This window comes from Paractinoplanes abujensis (genome assembly GCF_014204895.1).
GTDB classification, from domain to species: Bacteria; Actinomycetota; Actinomycetes; order Mycobacteriales; family Micromonosporaceae; genus Actinoplanes; species Actinoplanes abujensis.
In genome coordinates this window covers 7,582,111-7,605,218 of sequence record NZ_JACHMF010000001.1, presented here as the reverse complement: position 1 = coordinate 7,605,218, position 23,108 = coordinate 7,582,111, and the positions used below count along the sequence as shown (strand labels likewise).

General features: G+C 69.7%; 27 protein-coding genes. 18 read left to right on the top strand and 9 right to left on the bottom strand.

Annotation, left to right across the window (positions count from 1 at the left end; genetic code table 11):
* The first annotated feature begins 10 nt into the window (after positions 1–10).
* The 5 genes from BKA14_RS34965 to BKA14_RS34945 are packed head-to-tail and all read left to right on the top strand — an operon-like array spanning position 11 to position 4,320.
* Positions 11–754 carry an SDR family oxidoreductase gene (locus tag BKA14_RS34965; protein WP_184955031.1) on the top strand — a complete coding sequence of 248 codons (744 nt, stop codon included), beginning with the start codon at positions 11–13 and terminating at the stop codon, positions 752–754.
* On the top strand, positions 751–1,527 hold the full coding sequence (locus tag BKA14_RS34960; RefSeq protein ID WP_184955030.1) for an SDR family oxidoreductase: 777 nt from the start codon (positions 751–753) through the stop codon (positions 1,525–1,527). Before BKA14_RS34965 ends, BKA14_RS34960 begins: the two co-directional genes overlap by 4 nt.
* Positions 1,524–2,516, top strand: coding sequence for a phosphotransferase family protein (locus BKA14_RS34955; protein WP_184955029.1), 993 nt, complete (start codon positions 1,524–1,526; stop codon positions 2,514–2,516). Before BKA14_RS34960 ends, BKA14_RS34955 begins: the two co-directional genes overlap by 4 nt.
* Positions 2,516–3,718 (top strand): acyl-CoA dehydrogenase family protein, encoded by a 1,203-nt coding sequence (locus BKA14_RS34950; RefSeq protein ID WP_184955028.1) that lies wholly within the window; start codon positions 2,516–2,518, stop codon positions 3,716–3,718. The genes BKA14_RS34955 and BKA14_RS34950 overlap by 1 nt, the downstream gene beginning before the upstream one ends.
* The gene (locus tag BKA14_RS34945; protein WP_184955027.1) at positions 3,715–4,320 is read left to right on the top strand and encodes a TetR/AcrR family transcriptional regulator; all 606 of its coding nucleotides are present in this window, start codon (positions 3,715–3,717) and stop codon (positions 4,318–4,320) included. The genes BKA14_RS34950 and BKA14_RS34945 overlap by 4 nt, the downstream gene beginning before the upstream one ends.
* On the opposite strand, the gene BKA14_RS34940 is transcribed toward BKA14_RS34945, so the two are convergent.
* On the bottom strand, positions 4,271–4,822 hold the full coding sequence (locus BKA14_RS34940) for a DUF6886 family protein (protein ID WP_184955026.1): 552 nt from the start codon (positions 4,820–4,822) through the stop codon (positions 4,271–4,273). The genes BKA14_RS34945 and BKA14_RS34940 overlap by 50 nt on opposite strands.
* A 622-nt stretch (positions 4,823–5,444) precedes the next feature.
* Positions 5,445–5,897: a GNAT family N-acetyltransferase gene (locus BKA14_RS34935; RefSeq protein WP_184955025.1), complete on the bottom strand. Its 453-nt coding sequence runs from the start codon at positions 5,895–5,897 to the stop codon at positions 5,445–5,447.
* Positions 5,898–5,961: 64 nt separating this feature from the next.
* Here BKA14_RS34935 and BKA14_RS34930 point away from each other — a divergent pair, with 64 nt between their 5' ends.
* Complete coding sequence (locus BKA14_RS34930; protein WP_184955024.1) at positions 5,962–6,594, top strand: TetR/AcrR family transcriptional regulator; 633 nt, start codon at positions 5,962–5,964, stop codon at positions 6,592–6,594.
* Here the strand turns inward: BKA14_RS34930 and BKA14_RS34925 are convergent.
* Positions 6,541–7,020 carry a MarR family winged helix-turn-helix transcriptional regulator gene (locus BKA14_RS34925; protein ID WP_184955023.1) on the bottom strand — a complete coding sequence of 160 codons (480 nt, stop codon included), beginning with the start codon at positions 7,018–7,020 and terminating at the stop codon, positions 6,541–6,543. The genes BKA14_RS34930 and BKA14_RS34925 overlap by 54 nt on opposite strands.
* Before the next feature lie 101 nt (positions 7,021–7,121).
* On the opposite strand from BKA14_RS34925, the gene BKA14_RS34920 reads away from it, so the two are divergent.
* From BKA14_RS34920 to BKA14_RS34900, 5 genes are all read left to right on the top strand, one after another.
* Positions 7,122–7,685 (top strand): NADPH-dependent FMN reductase, encoded by a 564-nt coding sequence (locus BKA14_RS34920; RefSeq protein WP_184955022.1) that lies wholly within the window; start codon positions 7,122–7,124, stop codon positions 7,683–7,685.
* Positions 7,686–7,821: 136 nt separating this feature from the next.
* Positions 7,822–8,760 (top strand): G5 domain-containing protein, encoded by a 939-nt coding sequence (locus BKA14_RS34915; RefSeq protein ID WP_184955021.1) that lies wholly within the window; start codon positions 7,822–7,824, stop codon positions 8,758–8,760.
* Complete coding sequence (locus tag BKA14_RS34910; protein ID WP_184955020.1) at positions 8,757–9,485, top strand: class I SAM-dependent methyltransferase; 729 nt, start codon at positions 8,757–8,759, stop codon at positions 9,483–9,485. Before BKA14_RS34915 ends, BKA14_RS34910 begins: the two co-directional genes overlap by 4 nt.
* Complete coding sequence (locus BKA14_RS34905) at positions 9,482–10,315, top strand: nucleotidyltransferase domain-containing protein (protein WP_184955019.1); 834 nt, start codon at positions 9,482–9,484, stop codon at positions 10,313–10,315. The genes BKA14_RS34910 and BKA14_RS34905 overlap by 4 nt, the downstream gene beginning before the upstream one ends.
* A complete protein-coding gene (locus tag BKA14_RS34900; protein ID WP_438861925.1) occupies positions 10,312–11,043 on the top strand; it encodes a Type 1 glutamine amidotransferase-like domain-containing protein in 732 nt (243 codons plus the stop codon). The genes BKA14_RS34905 and BKA14_RS34900 overlap by 4 nt, the downstream gene beginning before the upstream one ends.
* Here BKA14_RS34900 and BKA14_RS34895 read toward each other — a convergent pair.
* The gene (locus tag BKA14_RS34895; protein ID WP_184955017.1) at positions 11,040–11,402 is read right to left on the bottom strand and encodes a PH domain-containing protein; all 363 of its coding nucleotides are present in this window, start codon (positions 11,400–11,402) and stop codon (positions 11,040–11,042) included. The genes BKA14_RS34900 and BKA14_RS34895 overlap by 4 nt on opposite strands.
* 17 nt (positions 11,403–11,419) lie before the next feature.
* The gene (locus tag BKA14_RS34890; RefSeq protein ID WP_184957145.1) at positions 11,420–11,737 is read right to left on the bottom strand and encodes a 4a-hydroxytetrahydrobiopterin dehydratase; all 318 of its coding nucleotides are present in this window, start codon (positions 11,735–11,737) and stop codon (positions 11,420–11,422) included.
* A 183-nt stretch (positions 11,738–11,920) separates the two neighbouring features.
* Here BKA14_RS34890 and BKA14_RS34885 point away from each other — a divergent pair, with 183 nt between their 5' ends.
* Positions 11,921–12,343, top strand: coding sequence for a (deoxy)nucleoside triphosphate pyrophosphohydrolase (locus tag BKA14_RS34885; protein WP_184955016.1), 423 nt, complete (start codon positions 11,921–11,923; stop codon positions 12,341–12,343).
* Here BKA14_RS34885 and BKA14_RS34880 read toward each other — a convergent pair.
* Both BKA14_RS34880 and BKA14_RS34875 read right to left on the bottom strand, forming a co-directional pair.
* Positions 12,323–13,861: a long-chain-fatty-acid--CoA ligase gene (locus BKA14_RS34880; RefSeq protein ID WP_184955015.1), complete on the bottom strand. Its 1,539-nt coding sequence runs from the start codon at positions 13,859–13,861 to the stop codon at positions 12,323–12,325. The genes BKA14_RS34885 and BKA14_RS34880 overlap by 21 nt on opposite strands.
* A gap of 198 nt (positions 13,862–14,059) precedes the next feature.
* Positions 14,060–15,232: an acyl-CoA dehydrogenase family protein gene (locus tag BKA14_RS34875; protein ID WP_184955014.1), complete on the bottom strand. Its 1,173-nt coding sequence runs from the start codon at positions 15,230–15,232 to the stop codon at positions 14,060–14,062.
* 65 nt (positions 15,233–15,297) lie between these two features.
* Here BKA14_RS34875 and BKA14_RS34870 point away from each other — a divergent pair, with 65 nt between their 5' ends.
* The 4 genes from BKA14_RS34870 (at position 15,298) to BKA14_RS44540 (ending at position 19,032) form a co-directional block, all read left to right on the top strand.
* Positions 15,298–15,924 (top strand): TetR/AcrR family transcriptional regulator, encoded by a 627-nt coding sequence (locus BKA14_RS34870; protein ID WP_184955013.1) that lies wholly within the window; start codon positions 15,298–15,300, stop codon positions 15,922–15,924.
* Entirely contained in the window at positions 15,924–17,315 is a 1,392-nt protein-coding gene (locus tag BKA14_RS34865; protein ID WP_184955012.1) for an aldehyde dehydrogenase family protein, read from the top strand. Before BKA14_RS34870 ends, BKA14_RS34865 begins: the two co-directional genes overlap by 1 nt.
* Complete coding sequence (locus BKA14_RS34860) at positions 17,312–18,400, top strand: alcohol dehydrogenase catalytic domain-containing protein (RefSeq protein WP_184955011.1); 1,089 nt, start codon at positions 17,312–17,314, stop codon at positions 18,398–18,400. The genes BKA14_RS34865 and BKA14_RS34860 overlap by 4 nt, the downstream gene beginning before the upstream one ends.
* A gap of 269 nt (positions 18,401–18,669) precedes the next feature.
* Positions 18,670–19,032 (top strand): Uma2 family endonuclease, encoded by a 363-nt coding sequence (locus BKA14_RS44540; protein WP_239092571.1) that lies wholly within the window; start codon positions 18,670–18,672, stop codon positions 19,030–19,032.
* A gap of 19 nt (positions 19,033–19,051) precedes the next feature.
* Here the strand turns inward: BKA14_RS44540 and ychF are convergent, their stop codons facing one another.
* Positions 19,052–20,137 carry a redox-regulated ATPase YchF gene (ychF, locus tag BKA14_RS34850; protein ID WP_184955010.1) on the bottom strand — a complete coding sequence of 362 codons (1,086 nt, stop codon included), beginning with the start codon at positions 20,135–20,137 and terminating at the stop codon, positions 19,052–19,054.
* Positions 20,138–20,159: 22 nt separating this feature from the next.
* A complete protein-coding gene (locus BKA14_RS34845; RefSeq protein WP_184955009.1) occupies positions 20,160–20,978 on the bottom strand; it encodes an alpha/beta fold hydrolase in 819 nt (272 codons plus the stop codon).
* 109 nt (positions 20,979–21,087) lie between these two features.
* On the opposite strand from BKA14_RS34845, the gene BKA14_RS34840 reads away from it, so the two are divergent.
* Both BKA14_RS34840 and BKA14_RS34835 read left to right on the top strand, forming a co-directional pair.
* On the top strand, positions 21,088–22,506 hold the full coding sequence (locus tag BKA14_RS34840) for a DNA-3-methyladenine glycosylase 2 family protein (protein WP_184955008.1): 1,419 nt from the start codon (positions 21,088–21,090) through the stop codon (positions 22,504–22,506).
* 70 nt (positions 22,507–22,576) lie between these two features.
* Complete coding sequence (locus BKA14_RS34835; protein WP_184955007.1) at positions 22,577–23,077, top strand: methylated-DNA--[protein]-cysteine S-methyltransferase; 501 nt, start codon at positions 22,577–22,579, stop codon at positions 23,075–23,077.
* The last annotated feature ends 31 nt before the right edge of the window (positions 23,078–23,108 follow it).

Here is a 23,108-nt window from a genome sequence, read left to right as displayed (position 1 = left end):
GGGAGCGCCGATGGCGGACCAAGTGGCGATCGTGACCGGGGCCAGCAGGGGAATCGGGTTCGCCATCGCGCAACGTTTCGTGGCCGACGGCTACAAGGTGTGCATCACCGGCCGTGACGCGGCGGCCCTGGAATCGGCGGCCAAGGACCTGGGCGGGGCCGCGGTCGCGGTCGGCGTGGCCGGCAAGGGTGACGATCCCGATCACCGGGCCGCGGTCGTCGACACCGTGCTCGGGCAGTTCGGCCCGGTCACCGCGCTGGTCAACAACATCGGCATCAACCCGGTGTACGGCCCGCTGGCCGGGCTCGACCTGGGCGCGGCTCGCAAGATCTTCGAGGTCAACGTGGTCGGCACCCTGGGCTGGGTGCAGGAGGCGTTGCGCGGCGGGCTGACCGAGGGCGGCTCGATCGTCAACATCTCGTCGGTCTCGGGCGTGCGCCCCGCGCCCGGCATCGGCTTCTACGGGGTCACCAAGGCCGCGCTGATCCACCTCACCGAGGAACTGGCCGTCGAGCTGGCCCCCAAGGTGCGGGTCAACGCGGTCGCCCCGGCCGTGGTCAAGACCAAGTTCGCGTCGGCCCTGTTCGAGGGGCGCGAGGAGCAGGTCTCGGCGGGCTATCCGCTGGCCCGGCTGGGCGTGCCGGAAGACGTGGCGGGCGCGGTGGCCTTCCTCAGTTCGCCCGACGCGGGCTGGATCACCGGGCAGACCCTCGTGCTCGACGGGGGCGTCACGCTGACCGGGAAGATGCAGTGAAGCGGGTCGTGGTCACCGGCGCCGGCGGCGGGATCGGCGCGGCGCTGGCCCGCCGGTTCGCCGCCCAGGGGGCCGAGGTGATCGTCAACGATCTCGACCCGGCCGCGGCCGAGGCGGTGGCCAGCGAGATCGGCGGGCTGCCGGTGCCGGGCGACGCGGCGAACGAGGACGACACCCGCCGGCTGATCGACACGGCCTGGGCCGAACTGGGCGGCATCGACCTGTTCTGCGCGAACGCGGGCGTGCTGAGCGCCGGCGACGAGAACACCCCCGACGAGGTGTGGACGCGCGACTTCGCGGTCAACATGATGTCGCACGTCTACGTCACCCGCGCCTTGCTGCCCCGCTGGCTCGATCAGGGCGAGCCGAAGCGGCTGGTGATCACGGTGAGCGCGGCCGGGCTGCTGTCGCTGCTGGGCAGCGCGCCCTACGCCGTCACCAAACACGCCGCGCTGGCGTACGCGGAATGGCTGCGGGCCACGTACGGGCATCGGGGTGTGGTCGTGCAAGCGCTCTGCCCGCAAGGCGTGCGCACCGACATGCTGACTCGCGGCAACGCCCGGGGCAGCGCGAGCGCGGCCCTGCTGGCCGAGAGCGCGCTGGAACCCGACGCGGTCGCGGCCAAGGTGGACGAGGCGCTCGCGGGCGACAGCTTCCTGATCCTGCCGCATCCGGAGGTGGCCGAGTTCTACCGGCTGCGCGCCTCCGACACCGACCGCTGGCTCGGCGGCATGAACAAGATGCAGCGCGCGTTCGAGGGCGGCCCCCGGTGAAGGGTCTCGACCTGTCCCGCCTGCAGGCCTATCTCAAGAGCGGCGAGCTGACGGGCCAGATGTTCGCCGGCGGACGATCCAATTTGACGTACGCGGTGACCGACGGCAAGCAGCGCTGGGTGCTGCGCCGTCCGCCGCTCGGTCACGTGCTGCCCACCGCGCACGACATGACCCGCGAGCACAAGGTGCTGGAGGCGCTGGCCAAGGCCGGGTTCCCGGCGCCCCGCCCGGTGCTGCTGTGCACCGACACCGACGTGATCGGAGCGCCCTTCTACCTGATGGAACACGTCGACGGGAAGATCTACCGCGACATCACCGACCTGGAGGCGCTCGGCCCCGAGGCCATGCGCACCCTCACTCTGTCGCTTGTGGATACCCTGGCCGAACTGCACGCACTCGACCCGGCGGCGATCGGCCTGGCCGACTTCGGGCGGCCCGAAGGCTTCAACCAGCGGCAGGTCAACCGGTGGAAGAAGCAGCTCGACGCGTCCCGCAGCCGCGACGTGGCGGGCATCGACGAGCTGCACGCCCGGCTCGCCGTCGACATCCCGACCGGCGGCCCGGGCACTGTCGTGCACGGCGACTTCCGCCTCGACAACGTGCTGATCGGCGACGAACTGCAGGTCAACGCCGTGCTCGACTGGGAGATGTCGACGCTCGGCGATCCGCTCAGCGACGTCGCGCTGATGTTCGTCTACGCGGATCTGCCGCTCAACGTGGCCACCGACGGCAAACCGAAGGCGCCGCTGCGCGTGCCGGGCCACCCGAGCCTGGCCGAGCTGGGCGCCCGATACGCCGAACGCAGCCGCCGCGACGTGAGCGATCTGCAGTGGTACGTGGGATTCGCCGCATTCAAGCTGGCGGTGATTCTCGAAGGGGTGCACTACCGATACGTTCAGGGCCAGACCGTGGGCGCGGGCTTCGAGACGATCGGCCAGATGGTCGGCCCGCTGGTCATGCGCGGCCACGAGGCGCTGGAGGGACACTGATGGACTTCGGCTTCGACCCCACGACCGAGGACTACCGCAAGCGGCTGCTCGCCTTCATGGACGAGCACGTCTACCCGGCGGAAGCGGACTTTCACAGCGACTCCTGGTCTCCCCCGCCCGTACTGGAAGGTCTGAAGGCGGCCGCCAAAGCTGCCGGTCTGTGGAACCTCTTCCTGCCCGGCGAGCACGGGGTCGGCCTGAGCAACCTGCAGTACGCCCCGCTGGCCGAGATCACCGGGCGCAGCCCCGCGATCGCCCCGGCCGCGCTCAACTGCGCCGCCCCCGACACCGGCAACATGGAGGTGCTGGCCGAATTCGGCACCCCCGCGCAGCAGGAACAATGGTTGCGGCCGCTGCTCGACGGCACGATCCGCTCGGCCTTCGCGATGACCGAGCCGCAGGTCGCCTCGTCCGACGCCACCAACATCGGCACCCGCATCGAACGCGACGGCGACGACTACGTCATCACGGGCCGTAAGTTCTACATCACCGGCGCCATGAACCCCAACTGCAAGATTTTCATCGTGATGGGCAAGACCGACCCCGACGCCGCCCGCCACTTGCAGCAAAGCATGGTGCTGGTCCCGCGCGACACCCCCGGGCTCACAGTCAAGCGGGGCATGACGGTCTTCGGCTACACCGACGGCGATCACGGCGGACACGCCGAGGTGCTGTTCGATGCCGTACGGGTCCCGCAGTCGAACGTGATCGGCGAAGTGGGCGGCGGATTCGCGATCTCGCAGGCACGCCTGGGCCCCGGCCGCATCCACCACTGCATGCGGCTGATCGGGATGGCCGAACGAGCCCTCGAACTCATGTGCACCCGTGCGCTCTCCCGCACCCCGTTCGGCAAGCCGCTCGCCGAGCAAGGCGTGGTGCAGGACTGGATCGCCGAGTCGCGGGTGCGCATCGAACAGGCCCGGCTGCTCGTGCTCAAGGCGGCCTGGCTGATGGACACGGTCGGCAACAAGGGCGCGCACACCGAGATCCAAGCCATCAAAATCATCGTGCCGCAGACCGTGGAGTGGATCCTCGACAAGGCCATCCAGACCCACGGCGCCGCCGGCGTCGGCCAGGACACACCACTCGCGGCGCTGTGGGCCGGGGCGCGTACGCTACGGCTCGCCGACGGCCCGGACGAGGTGCACAAGCGCTCGCTGGCCCGGCGTGAGCTGAACCGCTACCGGAGCGCCACATCGTGACTGGACAGCAGCGCGTCGACGGGCGCACGGCCCGATCCGAACGCACCCGCAACGCCATCGTCGACGCCCACCTGCAGCTGATCGGCGAAGGCGACCTGCGACCGACAGCCGACCGCATCGCCAAGACGGCCGGCGTCTCGCTGCGGGCGCTGTGGAGCCACTTCGCCGACATGGAGGCGTTGTTCACGGCCAGCGGCAAACGGGTGCTCGAGGTGCGCGACGCCGCCCACCGGCCGATCTCACCCGGCCTGCCCCTGCCCGACCGCATCGACGCCTACTGCCGGCAACGGGCCCGCCTGCTCGAACAGATCGGCCCCACGGCGAAGGCGGCCGCCATCAAGGAACCGTTCTCCGAGACACTGCGCCGCTACCGCCGCATGCACGTCAAACGCGTCCGCGACGAACTCACGGAACTCTTCGCCGAGCAGGTGAAAGACAACGAAGAACTGCTCGACGCGCTGACCGCGGTCAGCATGTGGCCGACATGGTCGACGTGGCGCGAGAACATGGACCTGTCGGTCACCGCGGCCCGGGCCCGCCTCAACCGCACGATCACCGCGCTGCTGGCCTCGGCTGAGCGTTCCGCAGCCGAATCCCACTGAAGTCGAGCGTGCTCGCGGTGACCTCGTCCCAGAACGACCAGAGGTTGCCGAGCACGCGCAGCTGAATGCCGGCCTCGGCGTGCAGCGCGAACAGGTCGCCCACCGGGCCGGGCGGGCCCAACGGCTCCACCGCCTCGGTGGCGACCATCGCATGCGGCGCCGACCCCGGAGACGCGATCGGCCGGAACGGCTGCGCCGGCAACCGATAGGCAAACAGCTTCACCGTACGCATCGCCTCCAGCCACCCGAACTCGACCGCGTGCACCCGCACCCCGCACCCGGCCCCGACGATCCGTTCCCGATCCACATCGGACGTGCCGTCGACCACCCAGGCCATGGCCCGCGGACACTGCCGGGGAAACCAGTAATCGGGCGCACGATCAAACCCGACAGCCCAGACGTACGCCTCCGCCTCCGCCGACGTCGGTGCCACATGCGGCACGAACCGCGTGATAGTCGGATCCTCACTGAAATGCAGAACCTCACCAGCCGCAGGACGCATACCTAGGTCCTACCCCACGGCGTCGCCTCACATCTGCTCGATCTCCTCGCGGCCGTCGCGCCCGATCAGCCGCTCGCCGACCCAGAAGACAGCACCGAACGCGGCGGTCACGCCCACGACCAGCAACCACCCCACCACGCCCGACATCCTGAATCCCCTGGTGGCGGCGACAGTCGCACACCCTGTCCGCCTCACCCTTCCGGCCGTTGCCGATCGCGGCCGGGGCCGCCAGTGCGGCCGGCGCGTCGCTTCGGAGCGGTCGCGGGCCGCGGTCTTCATCGCTCAGCGGCCGGTGGCGTCGCGTTGGTACGGGGTCGAGCTGAACGCGTTCCGGGGCGCGCACGTCACGATCGTCGCTTACTTGGCCGAGGCGTCGCTGCTAGAGGACGCGCCGCCGATCGTGCAGGGTGACAAGTGGGAGCGGCAGCTTCGATCGTGGCGACCCCGGCCAGGGAGCTGAACGATCAGGCCGCGACGCGACGCTCAAGGCCCGCCAACAACCGGAGCGAGCGCGAGGCGCTGAAGTCGTTCGGGATCGAGTTCACGCCGGCCGCGCACCGATTCACGGCGGTCATCTCCGACATGGGCCGGCGGGAGGTGACCGGGTGCTGGAAAGCGAGCCTTAGAGCGTCCGTTCGTAGCAGACGGAGATGGTTGAGCCGATGTAGTGGCCGTAGAGGGGGATCTGCTTGTAGCCCTCGCGTTCGTAGAAGCGGATCGCATCGGGCTGGCCGGGGCCGGTTTCCAGGCGCATCGTGGTCCAGCCTCGGGTCAGGGCGGCGGCTTCCAGGGCGCGCAGGATGGCGGTGGACACGCCGGTGCCGCGGGCCGGCGGGGTGACGTACATGCGTTTGATCTCGGCGCTGTCCTCCGACAGCCGGCGCAGGGCGCCGCAGCCGAGGGGCTGGCCGTCGGCGGTGACGGCGACCAGGAAGACGTCGATGTCGGCGGCTGACGGGAGCGGGCCGGGTTCGTGGTTGCCGGAGCCGTAGCGCAGGTCCAGTTCGGCCTGCTGGGCCCGGCGCAGGTCGGCCCCTGCCGGGTCGTCCCACGGGCGTTCCTCGATGGTGGTCATGGTTTCCCCCGAGCGAGACGGCGACATAACACTTGTTACGGTAACACCTGTTACGCTGGTGCGCATGACTAGGACGGCGGATCGGCCGGCTCAGGGGGAAGCGCTGTCGCGCGCGGTGTGGGACGTGCTGGCGCAGCAGGGTCTGGAGAAGTTGACCGTGCGGGCGGTGGCCGCGGCCGCCGGGTGCACGACCGGGCTGGTCATGCACCGCTTCCCCAACCGGCGCGCGCTGCTGCTGCACGCGCGTGAGCTGCTGCACGAGAAGAGCCGGGCGCGCGTCGACGCCCTCGAGGCCGACGCCGCCTCGCCGCGGGAGGCGCTGCGGGCGGTCCTCCACCGGGGGCTCGCGACCGACCCCGAGACCGTCACCGACAGCGTCGTCTGGGTGGGTTTTCTGGCCGCCGCGGTGTCGGACGACGAGCTGATCGCGATGCACCGGCGCCACAACCGGTCGTGGCGGGAACGGGTCGAGCGGCTGGTCGCGACGGCCGCCCCGGAGTGGCCGCGCGAGCGGGTCGAGCCGGTGGCGCTGGGCCTGATCGCGATGGCCGAGGGTGTGGCCGCGTTCGCCGCCGCCGACCCGTCGCACTATCCCGCAGCCGAGCAGGAACGCATGCTTGATGCGGCCCTCACCTCGTACGGGCTAGGCATCTCCGGCGATTTTGTTGAGCGTCTTGGCCAGCGCGTCGAGGTCTAGATCGCCCAGGTGGTCGAAGATGTGCCGGCGCACGCTGCTCAGGTGAGCCGGCCAGGCCTCCCGCAGGCGGGCCAGCCCCTTGTCGGTCAGCACGGCGTTCCAGCCGCGGGCGTCCTCGTCGCATTTGACGCGTTTGACGAAGCCGAGCGTCTCCAGTTTGGCGGCCAGCCGGGTCATGCCGCTGAGTGACATGTCGCACGCCTGGGCCAATTCGCTCATCCGCATGCGGCGGTGCGGCGACTCTGAGAGGTGTCGCAGCACGCTGTATTCGCTGAGCGACATGCGCTGTTCGGCTTCGAGGTCGGCGTTCATCGCGCGCGGGAGGACGAGCAGGATGCGTCCGAAGGCCCGCATGACCGCCTCTTCGCTCTCCGAGAGCGCGTTGAGACCCGGCGGCAGTCCCGGATCGGGTGATGTGGCGGACATGACATTGATCGTAGGCCGCGCATGCCGGAATAGTTGTTTGACGAAGCAAGTTAGAGCGCAAGGACACACCCAGCGCGACATCCCCAAAGGCAAGGAAGATCATGACCAAGATCGGAATCATCCTCGGCAGCACCCGCCCGGGCCGTAACGGCGAGGCCGTGGCCAAGTGGGTCTACGACGTCGCCGCCAAGCGCTCCGACGCCGAGTTCGAGCTGGTCGACCTCCTCGACTACAACCTGCCCCACCTCGACGAGGCGATCCCGCCGTCGATGGGTCAGTACAGCCAGCCGCACACCATCGAGTGGGCCAAGAAGATCGCCTCGTTCGACGGCTTCATCTTCGTCACCCCGGAGTACAACCACTCCACCTCGGGCGCCCTGAAGAACGCGATCGACTTCCTCTTCGCGGAGTGGAACAACAAGGCCGTCGGCTTCGTCGGCTACGGCTCGGTCGGTGGCGCCCGTGCCGTCGAGCACCTGCGCCTGATCGCCGGCGAGCTCATGCTGGCCGACGTGCGCGCCCAGGTTCTGCTGTCGCTCGCGACCGACTTCGAGAACTACAGCACCTTCCTGCCGAGCGAGCGTCAGGAGCAGGCCCTCACCGCCGTTCTCGACCAGACGGTGACGTGGAGCAAGGCGCTCGAGACGGTTCGCCAGGCCGCCTGAAGGTAACGCAAGTCCGCCCGAAAAGGGCGTAAAGCACAACGCGGCCCCCGCAGATGCTTGCATCGCGGGGGTCGCGGCGCACAATGCTTGGGTGCAAAACCAGACAACTAGTGACTCTCTTCAGCAATTGCTCGAAATGCCACGAAAGTCTTGGTGGGCCCGGCTGCCGTTCGGCGTACGCATGACGGCCGGCACGAGTGCGCTGCTCCTCGCGATCGGCGGCGGGGTCGCCGGGTTCGCCGTGCTGTCCGAGGACGGCCCCGCCGCGCCCCGGATCGTGACCTCGGTGGGCCAGGCCGCGGGCACCGGCACCGGGACGGCCGCCGCCCAGTCCGACCCGGGCCTCGTCACCGCCGAGCCCGGCAGTGTGCCCATGCCCCCGCCGGCGGCGCTCGCCGTCGACCCCCCGCCCGTCGCGGCCGGGCACGCGGCTGGAGGCGCCGCCGGCGTCCCGCGCGTCTCCGACAAGGCCGACCGTACGGCCACCCGCGCGCCGAAGGCGGAGCCCGGCACTCCGCGGCAGGCCCCGGCCAAGCCGATCGCGCCACCGGCCGTACAGAAGCCGCCCGCTGCCACGAACTCGAACTCGGGCACCGCCGCGGCCCCGTCGCAAGCGCAGATCACGACGCGCACCGAGTTCGAGACGCGCGAGGTCCCGTTCCAGACCCGGTTCGTCCGCGACCCCTCCCTGCCTCGGGGGGTTCGAAAGGTGCAGGCGGCGGGCGTGGCCGGGGAGGAGACGCTGCGCTACCTGGTGACGCTGACCGACGGCCGGGAGACCGACCGCAAGCTCATGGACACCACCGTCACCCGGCAGCCGCAGCACCGCGTGATCGCATTCGGCTCCCGGCGCGACTTCGACCGTCCGTTCGACGACGACCGCTGCGACGAGAGGCGCATTTACCTCTGCGTGCCGCTCGGGCGTAAAGCCTGCCCGGAGAAGAGCACACCGGCCCTGGACGGCTCGGTCAGCGTGCTCGACCAGGACATCACGCTGCTCAGCGGCGACACCGCGGGCGGGCTGCCGCAAATGAATTGCACACCGAAGGAGCCGGTCGCAGACTCACCCGAGTGAACGACTTCGACGCCTTGCTCGCCGAGGCCGCGGCCGTGCCGCTCGACGGCTGGGACTTCGCCTGGTTCGAAGGCCGGGCCACCGAGCAGCGACCCTCCTGGGGGTACGCCGGCCTGGTCGCCGAGCGGCTCACCCACGCCGCCCGGGCCCTGGACGTGCAGACCGGCGGGGGCGAGGTCTACGCGTACGCGATCAACAAGGCGCATGCCACCGGGACGCTGGTCGCCACCGAGGCCTGGATGCCGGTGACCGCGCGCACGCGGGTGCCCCACGTGGTGGCGACGGACGGGCTGCCGTTCCGCGACGGCGCGTTCGACCTGGTCGTCAGCCGCCACCCGGTAAACACCCGGTGGGCCGAGACGGCGCGCATCCTCTCCCCGCGCGGGGTCTTCCTGTCGCAGCAGATCGGCGCGGGCAGCAACCGTGAGCTCTCGGAGGCGATGCTGGGCCCGCTGCCACCGCCCGACCGGCAGCATCCCGAGCAGATCCGGGCCGCCGCCGAGGCCGCCGGGCTCGAGGTCGTGCGCCTGGAGGCCGAACGGCTGCGGCTGGAGTTCTACGACGTCGCCGCGGTCGCACATTTCCTGCGCAAGGTCGTCTGGACGGTGCCCGGTTTCACCATCGGGAAATACCGGGACCGGTTGCGGGCCGTGCACGAGCAGATCACCGTGAAGGGCATGTTCGTCTCGCACGCCACCCGGGTTCTGATCGAGGCCCGCGCATGAGCCTGAGCGATGCCCGCCTGGCCGGGATCGCCGCCGAGGTGGCGCGCGTGCCCGGCATCGTCGGCGTGGTGCTGGGCGGCAGCCGGGCCCGCGGCACGCACACCCCCGAGTCCGACACCGACCTGGGCCTCTACTACCGCCAGCCGCTCGACCTCGACCAGCTGGGCCGGGTCGCGCGGGCCCTGGCCGGGGACTCGGCGCAGGTCACCGGGCCCGGCGGGTGGGGGCCGTGGGTCGACGGGGGCGGGTGGCTGCAGGTCGACGGGGCCGCACTCGACTTCATTTATCGAGACCTCGACCGCGTACGCGGGGTGATCGCCGACGCCGAGCAGGGCCGCTACGCGTTCCACCAGCAGGCCGGCCATCCGCTCGGGTTCGCCGATCACGCGTACGCGGGGGAACTGGCCCTCGGCAAGATCCTGAGCGACCCGGCCGGCGAGCTGACCCGGCTGCGCGCCGACCTGCAGACGTTTCCGCCCGCGCTGTCGCAGGCCCTGGTGGCCGGGTTGTGGGAGGCCGACTTCCTGGTGGCGCTGGCCCGCAAGGGCATCAGCCGGGCCGACACCGCCTACGTCGCCGGATGCCTGTTCCGGATGGTCGGCGTGTGCACGCACGCCCTGCACGGCGCGGCCGGCCGCTGGCTGATCAACGAGAAGGGCGCCGTGGCCGCGACGGCGCAGCTGCCCGGGGCGCCGGAGCGGTTCGCCGAGCGGGTCGACCAGGCCTTCGCAGCGCTCGAAGGCGACCCGCTCAAGGTGCGGCTGGCCGTCGACATCGCGGCCGATCTCGTGCTGGACACCGCCGACGCATGCACCATGATGGTGCGGTGACTGCCGACGAGCCCACGATCCTGGCCACCAGCGCGTTCTTCGAGGTCGGCCGGTTCGGCCACAACGACTGGCGGCCCGGCAAGATCCATCGGCTGGCCGCGGAGCTCGCGAACGCGACGGAGCGGCCCCGCATCTGCGTGCTGACGCAGGCCGGCGGCGACCCCGAGGAGGTCATCGGCGCGCACTACCGCGCGTTCGCGGGCACCGAGTTCGTGGCGTCGCATCTGCAGCTGTTCCCGATGCCCAACGTCGCCGACATCCGTGCCCACCTGCTCGCGCAGGACATCATCTGGGTGCACGGGGGCAGCGTGGCCAACTTGTGCGCGGTGTGGCGGGTGCACGGCGTCGACGAGATCCTGCACGAGGCCTGGCAGTCGGGCGTGGTGCTGAGCGGCGTCTCGGCCGGCTCGATCTGCTGGCATCAGGGCGGCAGCACCGACAGCTTCGGGCCCGACCTGCGCGGCTTCACCGGCGGGCTGGGCTGGCTGCCCTACTCCAACGGCGTGCACTACGACGCCGAGGAGCAGCGGCGGCCCAAAATGCACGAGCTGATCGGCGACGGCACGCTCGGCGACGGCTACGCCACCGACGACGGCGCCGGGCTGGTCTATCGCGGCACCACGCTGGCCGAGGTGGTGGCCGACCGGCCCGGCTCGCGGGGTTACTCGCTCGTGCGTGCGGCCGACGGTTCGGTGACCGAGTCGCCGCTGCCCACGCGGGTGCTCTAACTGGCGTAGTGCAGGATCACGTTGTGCACGTGGTGGGTCTTCTCGGAGCCGCGGAACTCGACCTCGTAGACGTGCGTGCCGACAGTGAGGGCGATCGTGCCGGTGGAGAAGAACTGACCGGCCCAGCTCTTGTTGCTGACGACGCTGACGCTGCTCACCTTGGAGTACGGGATGCTGGTGAGCGCGACGCGCTTGCCGACGAACGACTTGTCCTGGATGATCACGCGCCGGTTGGTCAGCCCGATGAAGCCCGTGCCGACCCCCACCGCGTCGTACACGGCGATGATCTGTTCGCCGTCGAGCAGGCCGCTCTCGATCTGCTGGAGCTGGCCCTTGTTGTCGTAGATGACTTCGCTCATGGACCCGAGGGTAGCGATCAAGAGCTATGCGGAGCCGTCACCGTACGGTAGAAGTCCTCGATCCGAGCCGCGAGGGTAACCTCACCATCAGTGATGGCGTCGCCGTCGCGGTCACCCAGACAGATCTGAGTGTGACCGTTGGTTCGCCGGATCGACGGGCGTATGCGAAGTGTGTCCGCCGCCACCTTGATCCGTTCCGTCAATGCGGCATGCTGACTGTCGTCGCACGCCAGTTCGCGCTTGATCTGGACACCGTCGCGTTCCCAGCCGCTGAGCAGCGTCAGCGCGTCGCTGAGGTAGTCGGAAGTCTTGACCCGCTGTCTTCTGACCCGCATCGCCGCACCCCCCTTGGCGTCGTTGCCGGCTTGTGGCCAAACTGTCGCCGTGTCGTCATGGTCGGTGCCCACAGTCTTGCCTTCCTCGGCAAGCATGTCCACGCCCACATATACGTGTTTGCGTGACGATCGGGACGCCTCGGGCACCCTGACGGGCAAAGTTTTGTGGGAAACTTTGATCTCATGCCGCCGAAACAGCACGTCAAGACGCCGACGTCACGCAGAGTCATCGTGGCTGCGGTGATCATCGTCGATGGTCGGGTTTTGGCTTGCGAACGCTCGGCCCCGCCCGAGGTGGCCGGCCGCTGGGAGTTTCCGGGCGGAAAGGTCGAACCGGGCGAGAGCGATCAAGTGGCGCTGGCCCGCGAATGCGTCGAGGAACTGGGTGTCCGCGTCGAGGTGGGCGACCGGGTCGGCCCCGACGTGCCGCTGGCGCACGGCCGGGCCGTGCTGCGCGTCTTCGCCGTACGGCTGCTGGACGGCGACATGCCGCGGGCGCTGGAACACACGTCCATGCGCTGGCTCGCCAAGGACGAGCTGGACAGCGTGCACTGGCTGCCCGCGGACAAGCCGATCGTCGCCGAACTACCCGCCCTGCTGACCTGACCCGTACGTCTTGCGCAGCTCACGCTTGAGCACCTTGAAACTGGGCCCCAGCGGGAGCGTCTCGGCGAACCGGATCTGCCGCGGATATTTGTGCTTGCCGAGCTTCTCGCGCGACCAGTCGATCAGTTCCTCGGCAGTGACACCGCCCGGGTCGGGCACGACCACCGCGCAGATCTCCTCGCCGTGCACCGGGTCAGGCACGCCGATCACGGCCACCTGCTGCACGGCCGGGTGCCGGGCCAGCGCCTCCTCCACCTCACGCGGATACACGTTGAAACCGCCCCGGATCACCAGGTCCTTCTTGCGGTCCACGATCGAGATGAAGCCGTCCGCGTCCTTGACCCCGAGATCCCCCGTACGGAACCAGCCGTCGACGACCGCCTCCGCCGTGGCCTCAGGGTTGTTGAGGTAGCCGGCGAACACGTTGTGCCCCCGGATCACGATCTCGCCCAGCTCGCCGTCGTCGAGCAGCTCGATCCGCTCGTCGACCTCAGCCCGCGCGATCTCCACCTCGACACCCCAGATCGGATGCCCGATCGTGCCCGGCTTGGCGCCGAACGCGGGCTGGTTGGTGGTCGCCGTGGGTGAGGTCTCGGACAGCCCGTAGCCCTCGTAGATCGTCGCGTGGAAGGTCTCGGTGAACTTCTCCAGCACGGCCACCGGCAGCGACGCGCCGCCCGACACGCAGAGCCGCAGCTGGGGCAGGGTGTCGGCCTTGGCCGCGGCCTCGAGCAGGCCGATGTACATCGTCGGGACGCCGTGGAAGATCGTCACGTTCTCGCGGACCATCAGCTGGATCGCGGCCTCGCCGGTGAAACGGGCCATCAGCACTATCGTGCCGCCCAGCCGGAACGTGCCGTTCATGCCTACGGTCTGGCCGAAGGTGTGGAACAGCGGCAGGCAGCCCATCACGATGTCGTCGTCGTTGAGGTCGTGGATGTCGAAGACGTTGACCATCGTGTTCATCACGAGGTTGAGGTGGGTGAGCAGGGCGCCCTTGGGTTTGCCGGTGGTGCCGCTCGTGTAGAAGACGACCGCCACGTCCTCGGCCTCGCGACTGACGTACCTTTTGAGCGGTTTCTCCCCCGCTTCCTCCAGACGGTCAATTCCCGGTACGGGCGGACCGACCGAGGCGATCTTCACTCCTGCGATCCTGGCGGCCGCCGTTGCGTTCTCCAGCTGGCTGGAGTGTGCGATGAGCAGCTTTGCGCCACTGTCCTGGAGGACGAACGCGTTTTCCTCAGGGGTCAGGAGCAGGTGCATCGGGACGATCGTGGCGCCCGCCGCCAGCACCGCGTAGTAGACACGGGGAAAGTCGGCGAGGTTGGGGATCTGGATCGCGACCACGTCACCGGGTCCGATGCCGAGGCTCTGCAGACCTCCCGCGTACGCCAAGGTCTGTTGCCACAGGTCGCGATAGGTGATCCGCTCGGTGGTCAAGCTGTCTATTACGGCAATTTTGTCGGGATATTTCCGGGCCGACTCCGCCAGGACGGTGGCGAGCGACAGTTGCGTCATGCTGAGCCTCCCCCGGCATGCCTTCCTGGCCCTACGGCCGCTTCGCTGACTCCGGTGCAGTCAGTCATGCTGAGCCTCCCCGGCATGCCTTCCTGGCCCTACGGCCGCTTCGCTGACTCCGGTGCAGTCAGTCATGCTGAGCCTCCCCGGCATGCCTTCCTGGCCCTACGGCCGCTTCGCTGACTCCGGTGCAGTCAGTCATGCCAAGTGCCCTCCGATCTTGGTGTACCCGCGGAGCAGGTCGCGGGAAATGATCAGGCGCTGCATCTCATCTGTACCTTCATAGATACGCATGAGTCGCACCTGGCGGTACCACCGTTCGATCGGAAGCTCGCGGGTGTACCCCATCCCGCCGTGGATCTGCATGACCCGGTCGACCACGTTGTTGACCATCTGGGCGCCGTAAAGCTTGGCCATCGACGACGCGTGCCGCGGGTCTTCGCCCTGGTCAACGGTCCAGGCCGCGCGCAGGATGAGCCAGCGGGCCGCCTCCAGCTCGACCTCGGAGTCGGCGATCATCCACTGGATGGCCTGGTTCTCGCCGATCTTCCGGCCGAAGGTCTCGCGCGTGTTGGCATAGTCGACCGCCATGCCCAGCGACCGCTCGGCGATGCCCAGCGCGTTGGAGGGGATCAGGTAGCGCCCCTTGCCGATCCACTTCATGCCCAGCTCGAAGCCTTGGCCGATCTCGCCCAGGATGTTGCGCGCGGGCACCCGTACGTCGTCGAAGATCAGCGACGCCGGCCCGCCCTCGCCCATGGTCTGGATGAACTCGCTGCGCCAGCCCATGTCGCGGTCGACCAGGAAGGCCGTGGTGCCGCCACCGCGGACGCCCTTCTCCCGGTCGGTGACCGCGACGACGATCACGAAGTCGGCGTCGTTGCCGTTGGTGATGAACGTCTTCTCGCCGTTGAGGATCCAGTCGTCGCCGTCCTGGCGGGCGCTGAGTTTGATGTTGGCCGCGTCGGAGCCGGCCCCGGGTTCGGTGATCGCGAAGCAGGAGATCCGGTCGCCCTCGATCGTCGGGACCAGGAACTCCTGTTTCTGCTGCTCATTGGCGTAGTAGAGGATGTTGTCGGCCTCGCCGCCGAATTTGAACTGCACGAAGGTGCGGCCCACCTCGGTCCAGATCAGCGACTGCAGGACGGCCGGCAGGTTCATCCCGCCGTATTCCTCCGGTGTGGACAGACCCCAGAAGCCGAACTTCTTGGCCTTGAGCTGTAGCTCGCGCAGTTCGCTGCGGTCGAGGCCGGGCTCGTGGCGGCGCTCGCGGAGCAGCGCCTCCTGCTCCAGCGGCATGACCTCGCGGGTGATGAACTGGCGGGCGGTGTCGCGAATCGCGCGTTCCTCGTCGGTGAGCGAGAAGTCCATGCCGTTAAACTAGCGGTGTAAGTTTTAGCGCGTCCAGTGCACATTTCTCAGATGAGGGAGATCGCATGGCCCGGCCACGGCAGGCCCTCCTGACCCGGGAACGGATCGTCGAGGCGGCGTCAGCCCTGGTCGACGCGGAGGGCCTGGACGCGCTCTCGACCCGCCGGCTCGCCACCGAGCTGAGCGTGCAGGGCCCCTCCCTCTACAACCACTTCGCCACCAAGTCCGACATAGTGGACGCGGTGGCCGACGCCGTGATCGAACAGGTCGACGTGTCGGCGTTCGGGACGTTCCCGTGGGACGAGGCTTTGCGGCGCTGGGCCCGCTCCTACCACGCGGTGCTCTCCGCCCACCCCAACATCGTGCCCGTGCTGGCCCAGGGTCCGGGGCGGCGTCCGGGCGGTCTGGCCATGGCCGAGGCCGTGTACGGCGCCCTGGTCGACGCCGGCTGGTCGTACGCGCGGGCCACGCACATCGGCGCGCTCATGCGCTACCTGGTCACCGGTTCGGCGCTGGGATCGTTCGCGCTCGGCTTCGACGTCGACCCCCAGCTGTACGACCGTTATCCACACCTCGGCCACGCCCCCCGCCTGGCGGAGCATCATGAAGCCGTGGACGAGGGCGCCTTCGAACTCGGACTGGACCTGCTGATCACCGGCCTGACGGCCCGATACGAGATGGGGACCCGCTGATGACATCGCTCGACCGCAAGCACCTCTACATCGGCGGGGAGTGGGTCGCGCCCGACTCCGCCGAGACGATCGCGGTGGAGAACCCGGCTACCGAGGAAGTGCTGGCCCACGTGCCCGCGGGCACGGCCGCCGACGTCGATCGCGCGGTCGCGGCGGCCCGGGCGGCCTTCGCGAGCTGGTCCGTCTCACCCGACCGGTTCGTTCACCTGGACCGGCTGCACACCGCGCTCTCGGCCCGCGCGGGCGACATCGCTCGTACGGTGGGACTCGAACTCGGCACGCCCCTCAAGATCGCCAAAGCGGTGCAGGCCGGCCTGCCGCTCACGGTCCTCCGCTCGTACGCGGATCTGTCTCTCCCCGGGCCGGAAACCGTCGGCAACTCGCTGATCGAGCGCGAGCCGATCGGGGTGGTCGGCGCGATCACCCCCTGGAACTATCCGCTGCACCAGGTCGTGGCCAAGGTGGCCGCCGCCCTGGCCGCCGGCTGCACGGTGGTGCTCAAGCCGAGCGAGCTGACCCCGCTCGTGGCGTTCCTGCTGGTCGACGCGGCCGCGGAGGCCGAGTTGCCGCCCGGCGTGCTCAACGTGGTGACGGGCACGGGTCCGGTCGTCGGCGCCGCCATCGCCGGGCACCCCGACGTCGACATGGTCTCGTTCACCGGTTCCACGGCGACAGGGCGGGCCATCACCCACGCCGCCGCCGACCGCATCGCCAAGGTCGCGCTCGAGCTCGGGGGCAAGTCGGCCAACGTCATCCTGGAAGACGCCGACCTCGTACGGGCGGTGAAAGTGGGAGTGGGCAACGCGTACCTCAACTCCGGCCAGACCTGCACGGCGTGGACCAGGATGCTCGTGCACCAGAGCCACTACGACGAGGCCGTCGCGCTGGCCGCCAAGACCGCCGGGGGCTACACCGTCGGTGATCCTTTCGACGAGTCGACCCGGCTGGGGCCGCTGGCCTCGGCCGCTCAACGCGATCGGGTGCTGGGATTCATCTCCCGGGCCTCGGCGCGGCAGGTGGCAGGCGACTCCCCCGTTCCGGAGAAGGGATATTTCGTCGCGCCGACCGTCTTCGCCGACGTCGACCCCGGCAGCGAGCTGGCCCAGGAGGAGATCTTCGGCCCGGTGCTGTCGATCATCCCGTTCGCGTCCGACGACGAGGCCGTGGCGATCGCCAACAACTCCAAGTACGGTCTGGCCGGCGGCGTGTGGGGCTCCGAGGAACGCGCGTTGTCGGTGGCCCGCCGCATGCGTACGGGTCAGGTCGACATCAACGGCGGCGCGTTCAACCCGCGGGCGCCGTTCGGTGGCTACAAGCAGTCAGGTGTCGGACGTGAACTGGGCGAGCACGGCCTCGCCGAGTTCCAGCAGGTGAAGGCGATCCAGAGATGACGGCGTACTTCAACGGCCTGGTGCTCACCGAAGCGGGCGCGCGACCCGGCGTGGCCGAGTTGCGGCTGCCCGAGGTCGGCCCGGGCCAGGTCCGCGTACGGGTGCGGGCGGCCGGGGTGTGCCACTCCGACCTGTCCATGGTCAACGGCACCATCCGCCCGTCGTTCCCGCTGGTGCTCGGGCACGAGGCGGCGGGCGAGGTCGTCGAGGTGGGCGCGCACGTCACGCGGGCCGCGGTCGGCGATCACGTGGTGCTCAACTGGCAGCCCGCCTGCCGCACGTGCTGGTTCTGCGAGCAGGGCGAGCCGTGGCTGTGCTCCACGTCGTCGGGTGTGGCGTCACTGGAGAACGGCGTGACCCTGGACGGCGTGCCGGTGCACGTGGCTCTCGGCCTGGGCGCGTTCGCCGAGCAGGTCGTAGCCCCCGAAAACGCCGTGATCAAGGTCCCGCCGGCCCTCCCGCTGGAACTGGCCGCCCTGCTCAGCTGCGGCGTGCTGACCGGCGCGGGCGCCGTGCGCAACACGGCCCAGGTGCGCCCCGGCGAGTCGGTGGTCGTCATCGGCCTGGGCGGCGTGGGCCTTTCCGTCGTCGCCGCCGCCCGAGCCGCCGGCGCCGGCCAGGTCATCGCGGTCGACGTCACCGAGGCCAAGAAGAGCTTGGCCGAAGCCGCGGGCGCCACCGACTTCGTGGTCTCCTCCGACACCCTGTCCAAAGACATCCGAGGCCGTACGTCGGGCCGCGGCGCCGACCACGCCTTCGAGTGCGTGGGCCGCGCCGCCACGATCCGAGCCGCCTGGCGCGCCACCCGCCGCGGCGGCAAAGTGACAGTGGTCGGCATGGGCTCCAACGACGACCAGGTGTCACTGTCCGCCCTGGACATCTTCTCGTCGGCCCGCACCCTGCGCTCCTCGGTCTACGGCTCCGCCGACTTCGACCTCGAGATCCCCCGCCTGGCCGACGACGTGCTGACGGGCCGCCTCCCCCTGGACCACCTGATCACCGACCGCATCACCCTGCCCGAGATCCCCGAGGCTTTCGACCGCATGTCCCGCGGCGAGGGCGCCCGCTCGGTAGTGACCCTCTGAGGGCGGAGACGATGACGGCGAGATCGTCATCACAGAGTGCTACGGTGACGCCATGACTGCGGTGCCCGAGTGGATGCGGCCGCCCCGGCTCGAGGGTTGGTTCGCCGATGACCTCGACCACCTGCCCGAAGCTCCCCGCCACACCGAACTCATCGATGGAGCTCTTGTCTTCATGATGTCGCCCCAACGCTCCTGGCACGCCAGGATCGTCACAGCGTTGGCTTTTCTCCTGGCGGAACAAGCGCCGGACGGCATCGAGGTGGAGAGAGATGACGATCCGGCTCGACGAGCGGAATCGCCCGGAGCCGGACGTCCTCGTCATCACGGCGCCCTACGATCCGAATCGAACGTTCTACACACCTGACCAGGTGCTTCTGGTCATCGAGGTCGTGTCGCCGGAATCCGCTCACCGCGATCGGACGGTCAAGTTGCGGAAGTACGCAGAAGCTGGCATCAAGCATTACTGGCGCATCGACGAAGAAGACGCGACTCCTGCGGTTCACGCCTACGAACTCGACGAGCCGACCCGGTCATACGCACCGACCGGCATCTACCGCCACGAGCTACGAAGCTCTCTGCCCTTCGCCATTCAACTCGATCTCGACAGGTTGGTCCCCGGCCGCAAGAGCTGAGCCGGGGACGCCGACCGCGTCAGACGTTGAAGCGGAACTCCACCACGTCGCCGTCCTTCATGATGTAGTCCTTGCCTTCCATGCGGACCTTGCCGGCTGCCTTGGCGGCCGACATGGAGCCCGCGGCCATCAGGTCGTCGAAGGAGACGATTTCCGCCTTGATGAAGCCGCGCTGGAAGTCGCTGTGGATGACGCCCGCGGCTTCGGGGGCGGTCGCGCCGACCGGGATCACCCAGGCCCGCGCTTCCTTGGGGCCCGCGGTCAGGTAGGTCTGCAGGCCCAGCGTGTTGAAGCCGACCCGGATGAGCTGGTTGAGGCCGGGCTCGGTCTGGCCCGTCGACTCGAGCAACTCCTGGGCCTCGTCCGGCGGGAGGTCGATCAGCTCGGACTCGATCTTGGCGTCCATGAAGACGGCTTCGGCCGGGGCGACCAGGGCGCGCATCTCGTCGAGGAACGCGGTGTTGTTGAGTTCGTCCTCGTCGACGTTGAAGACGTAGATGAACGGCTTCGTGGTCAGCAGGTGCAGTTCGCCCAGCAGCTCGACTTCGACGCCGGCGGCGGCCGCGCCCTTGTGCAGGGTCACGCCGTCGTTGAGGACCTTGAAGGCGCCTTCGGCGGCGGCCACGACGGGGGCCCGGTCCTTCTTGAGCTTGGCCTCTTTCTGCAGGCGGGGCAGCGCCTTCTCGACCGTCTGGAGGTCGGCCAGGATCAGCTCGGTGTTGATCGTCTCGATGTCGTCGGCCGGTGCGACCTTGCCGTCGACGTGCAGCACGTTGGGGTCGGAGAACGCGCGCACGACCTGGCAGATCGCCGTGGCGTCGCGGATGTTGGCGAGGAACGCGTTGCCGCGGCCCTGGCCTTTGGACGCGCCGCGGACCAGGCCGGCGATGTCGACGAAGCTCACCGGGGCGGGCAGGATCTTTTCGCTGCTGAACAGCTCAGCGAGCCGGCCGAGGCGCTCGTCGGGCAGCCCGACCACTCCGACGTTGGGCTCGATCGTCGCGAACGGGTAGTTCGCGGCGAGCACGTCGTTCTTGGTCAGGGCGTTGAAGAGGGTGCTCTTGCCGACGTTCGGCAGGCCGACGATTCCGATGGTGAGGCTCACGGAACGTCAGTCTACGCAAGCCTCACCGGAAGAACTTCCGCAGTTCCGCCGCGACCAGTTCCGGCCGGCCCCGGTTGTCGGCCGCGAGATGCCCCACGCCGCTCAGCGTCACCCGCCGCACGTGCGGCAGGACGGGTTCCAGGCCGTTCAAGACCCTTTTCAGGTACGCCGGGGAGCGCTCACCGCCGAGCAGGAGCGTTTCGGCCTGCACCGCGGCGTACCGGGTCAGCGGCCCGTCCGACTGTTCGACGACCGTGGCGTCCTGACGCATGGTCGGTACGAGACGCCCGAACGGCGTGTAGTCGACCGGCCGCTGGCCGCGCGCGTCGAGCCGCATGCCGAGCCGCACGAGCGGGGTGATCGCGGCGCGGGGCACGAAGCGCAGACCACCCGTGCCTTTCACGGTTGTGACGAAGGCGGCCGCCGTACGCCCGGCGGCGAGCTCTTTCTCGAAGCGGGGCCGCCACCTGACCGGGTTGGTCGTGTCGTGCCAGAGGGGCGGCTCGTAGACGGCCAGCCGCCGGATCTGCGGCAGTGCGAGCGCGGCCTGCAGCGCGATCACGGCGCCCGAGCTGAGCCCGAAGACGTTGCCCGCCCCCGTCTGGTCGAGCACCGCCCCCAGATCGTCGATCTCGCGGGCCAGCCCGTAGTCGTCGGCGACCGGACCGCTCAGACCGCGGCCGCGGCGGTCCGGCACGTACACGGTGAAGGTTGTGGCCAGCGACAACGCGAGCCGGGTGAAGTTGCGGGACGTCTGCATCCCGCCGTGCAGCAGCACGATCTTTTCCCCGCCGTCCCCGAAGGTCCGGTACCGAATGTCGGTTGCACCAAGGGTCTCCATGCGTCAACCGTAGTTGACACGATGCCGCTCGTCAACCAAAGTTGACAGACGAGGCTGATGTCCGAATCCCGCCAGACGTCTAAGGGGCCGGCCGCGCAGAATCCCAAACATGGAACTGGACTTCGAGCGGTGCTACCGCGCCGTGGACAGCCGGGACCAGCGGTTCGACGGCTGGTTCTGCACCGCGGTGACCAGCACCGGCATCTACTGCCGCCCGTCCTGCCCGGCGTTGACCCCGAAGCGGGAGAACGTCCGCTTCTACCCGAGCGCGGCCGCCGCCCAGCGCGCCGGTTTCCGCGCCTGCAAGCGCTGCCGCCCGGACGCCGCGCCCGGCTCGCCCGAGTGGGACGTGCGGGCCGATCTCGTCGGGCGCGCAATGCGGCTGATCGGCGACGGCGTGGTCGACCGCGAGGGCGTGCCGGGCCTGGCCAGCCGGCTCGGCTACACCGAGCGCCACCTCAACCGCCTGCTCACCGCGGAACTGGGCGCCGGTCCGCTGGCGCTGGCCCGGGCGCAGCGCGCGCAGACGGCGCGCATCCTGATCGAGACGACCGACCTGGGCCTGTCCGAGATCGCGTTCGCGGCCGGTTTCGGCAGCGTGCGGCAGTTCAACGACACGATCCTGGAGGTCTACGCGCAGGCGCCGGGGAAGCTGCGCGAGAAGCGCCCGATCGCGCGGGCCGAGGCGGGCACGATCAACCTGCGCCTGGCGTACCGTTCGCCGCTGCACATCCCGTCGCTGCTCGACTTCCTCGAGATGCGCGCGCTGCCCGGCATCGAGCGGCGCGACGGGAACTCGTACGGGCGGGGTCTGTCCTTGCCGCACGGAAGCGCGACCGTCACGCTCACCCCGGCCGAGCGCTGGGTCTCGGCCACGCTGCGGCTGAGCGACGTGCGCGATCTGGCGCCGGCCGTGGCCCGCTGCCGCCGGCTTTTCGATCTGGACGCCGATCCGGAGGCCGTCGACGCCACTCTGGGTGCCGATCCCGCGTTCGCCGAGATGGTGGCGAAGGAGCCCGGCGTACGGGTGCCCCGCTCGGTCGACGGTTTCGAGACGGCGGTCCGGGCGATCGTCGGGCAGCAGGTCAGTGTGTCCGGCGCGCGCACCACGCTGGGCCGTCTGATCCGCTCGTTCCGGACGCCGGACGGCCTGGTCGGGTTCCCGGGCGCGGCCGAGATCGCAGACCTGCCCGACTCCGCGTTCGGGATGCCGGTGAAGCGGCGCGAGTCGATCCGCGCGCTGGCCGAGGCGGTCGCCGACGGCAAGCTCGACCTGAACCCGGGCTCCGATCGCGACGAGACCGTCGCCCGGCTGATGGAGCTGCCCGGGATCGGCGCGTGGACTGCGGGTTACGTGGCGATGCGCGCGATCGGCGACCCGGACGTCTTTCTCCCCACTGACCTGGCGGTTCGCCGCGGCGCCGAGGCCCTGGGCCTGCCCGGCAACCCCAAGACCCTTTCCTCGTACGCCGAGAGGTGGCGCCCGTGGCGGTCGTACGCGCTCATCCGCCTGTGGAGAGCGAGCTGAGTTATCCACAGGCCTTCCCCACGGTCGTCGCCGAGAAGCCAGACTGTGCCGCAACCCCCTGGAGGACATCATGCTGAAGTACCGCACGCTCGACACCCCGGCCGGCGCGTTCACCGTCGTGGTGAGCGACACCGGAGGCGTTCGCGCGGCCGGTTTCACCGACGACGTGGGCGAGCTCATTCCCCTCATCCACCCCGATCTGCGCGACCCGGCGGAGCCGGCCGACGACGTGGGCCCGGTGGCGGGGCACGTCCGGTCCTATTTCGACGGCGACCGGGCCGCGCTCGACGCCGTGGTGGTCGAGCAGTTCAGCGGGGGCGAGTTCATGCGCCACGCGTGGCTGGTCATGCGTGAGATCAAGCCGGGCGCTCCGGTGACCTATTCGGAGTTCGCGCGGCTCAGCGGCCGGCCCGCGGCGATCCGGGCGGCCGCCGCGGCCTGCGCGCGCAACCCGGTGGCCCTGTTCACGCCGTGCCATCGGGTGCTACGCACCGACGGGTCGCTCGGCGGCTACCGCTGGGGGCTGCCGGTCAAGCGGCTTCTGCTCGACCATGAGCAGGCCGCGGCTTAATCACAAGTCGTTTCGGTGCGGGCGGCCGTAG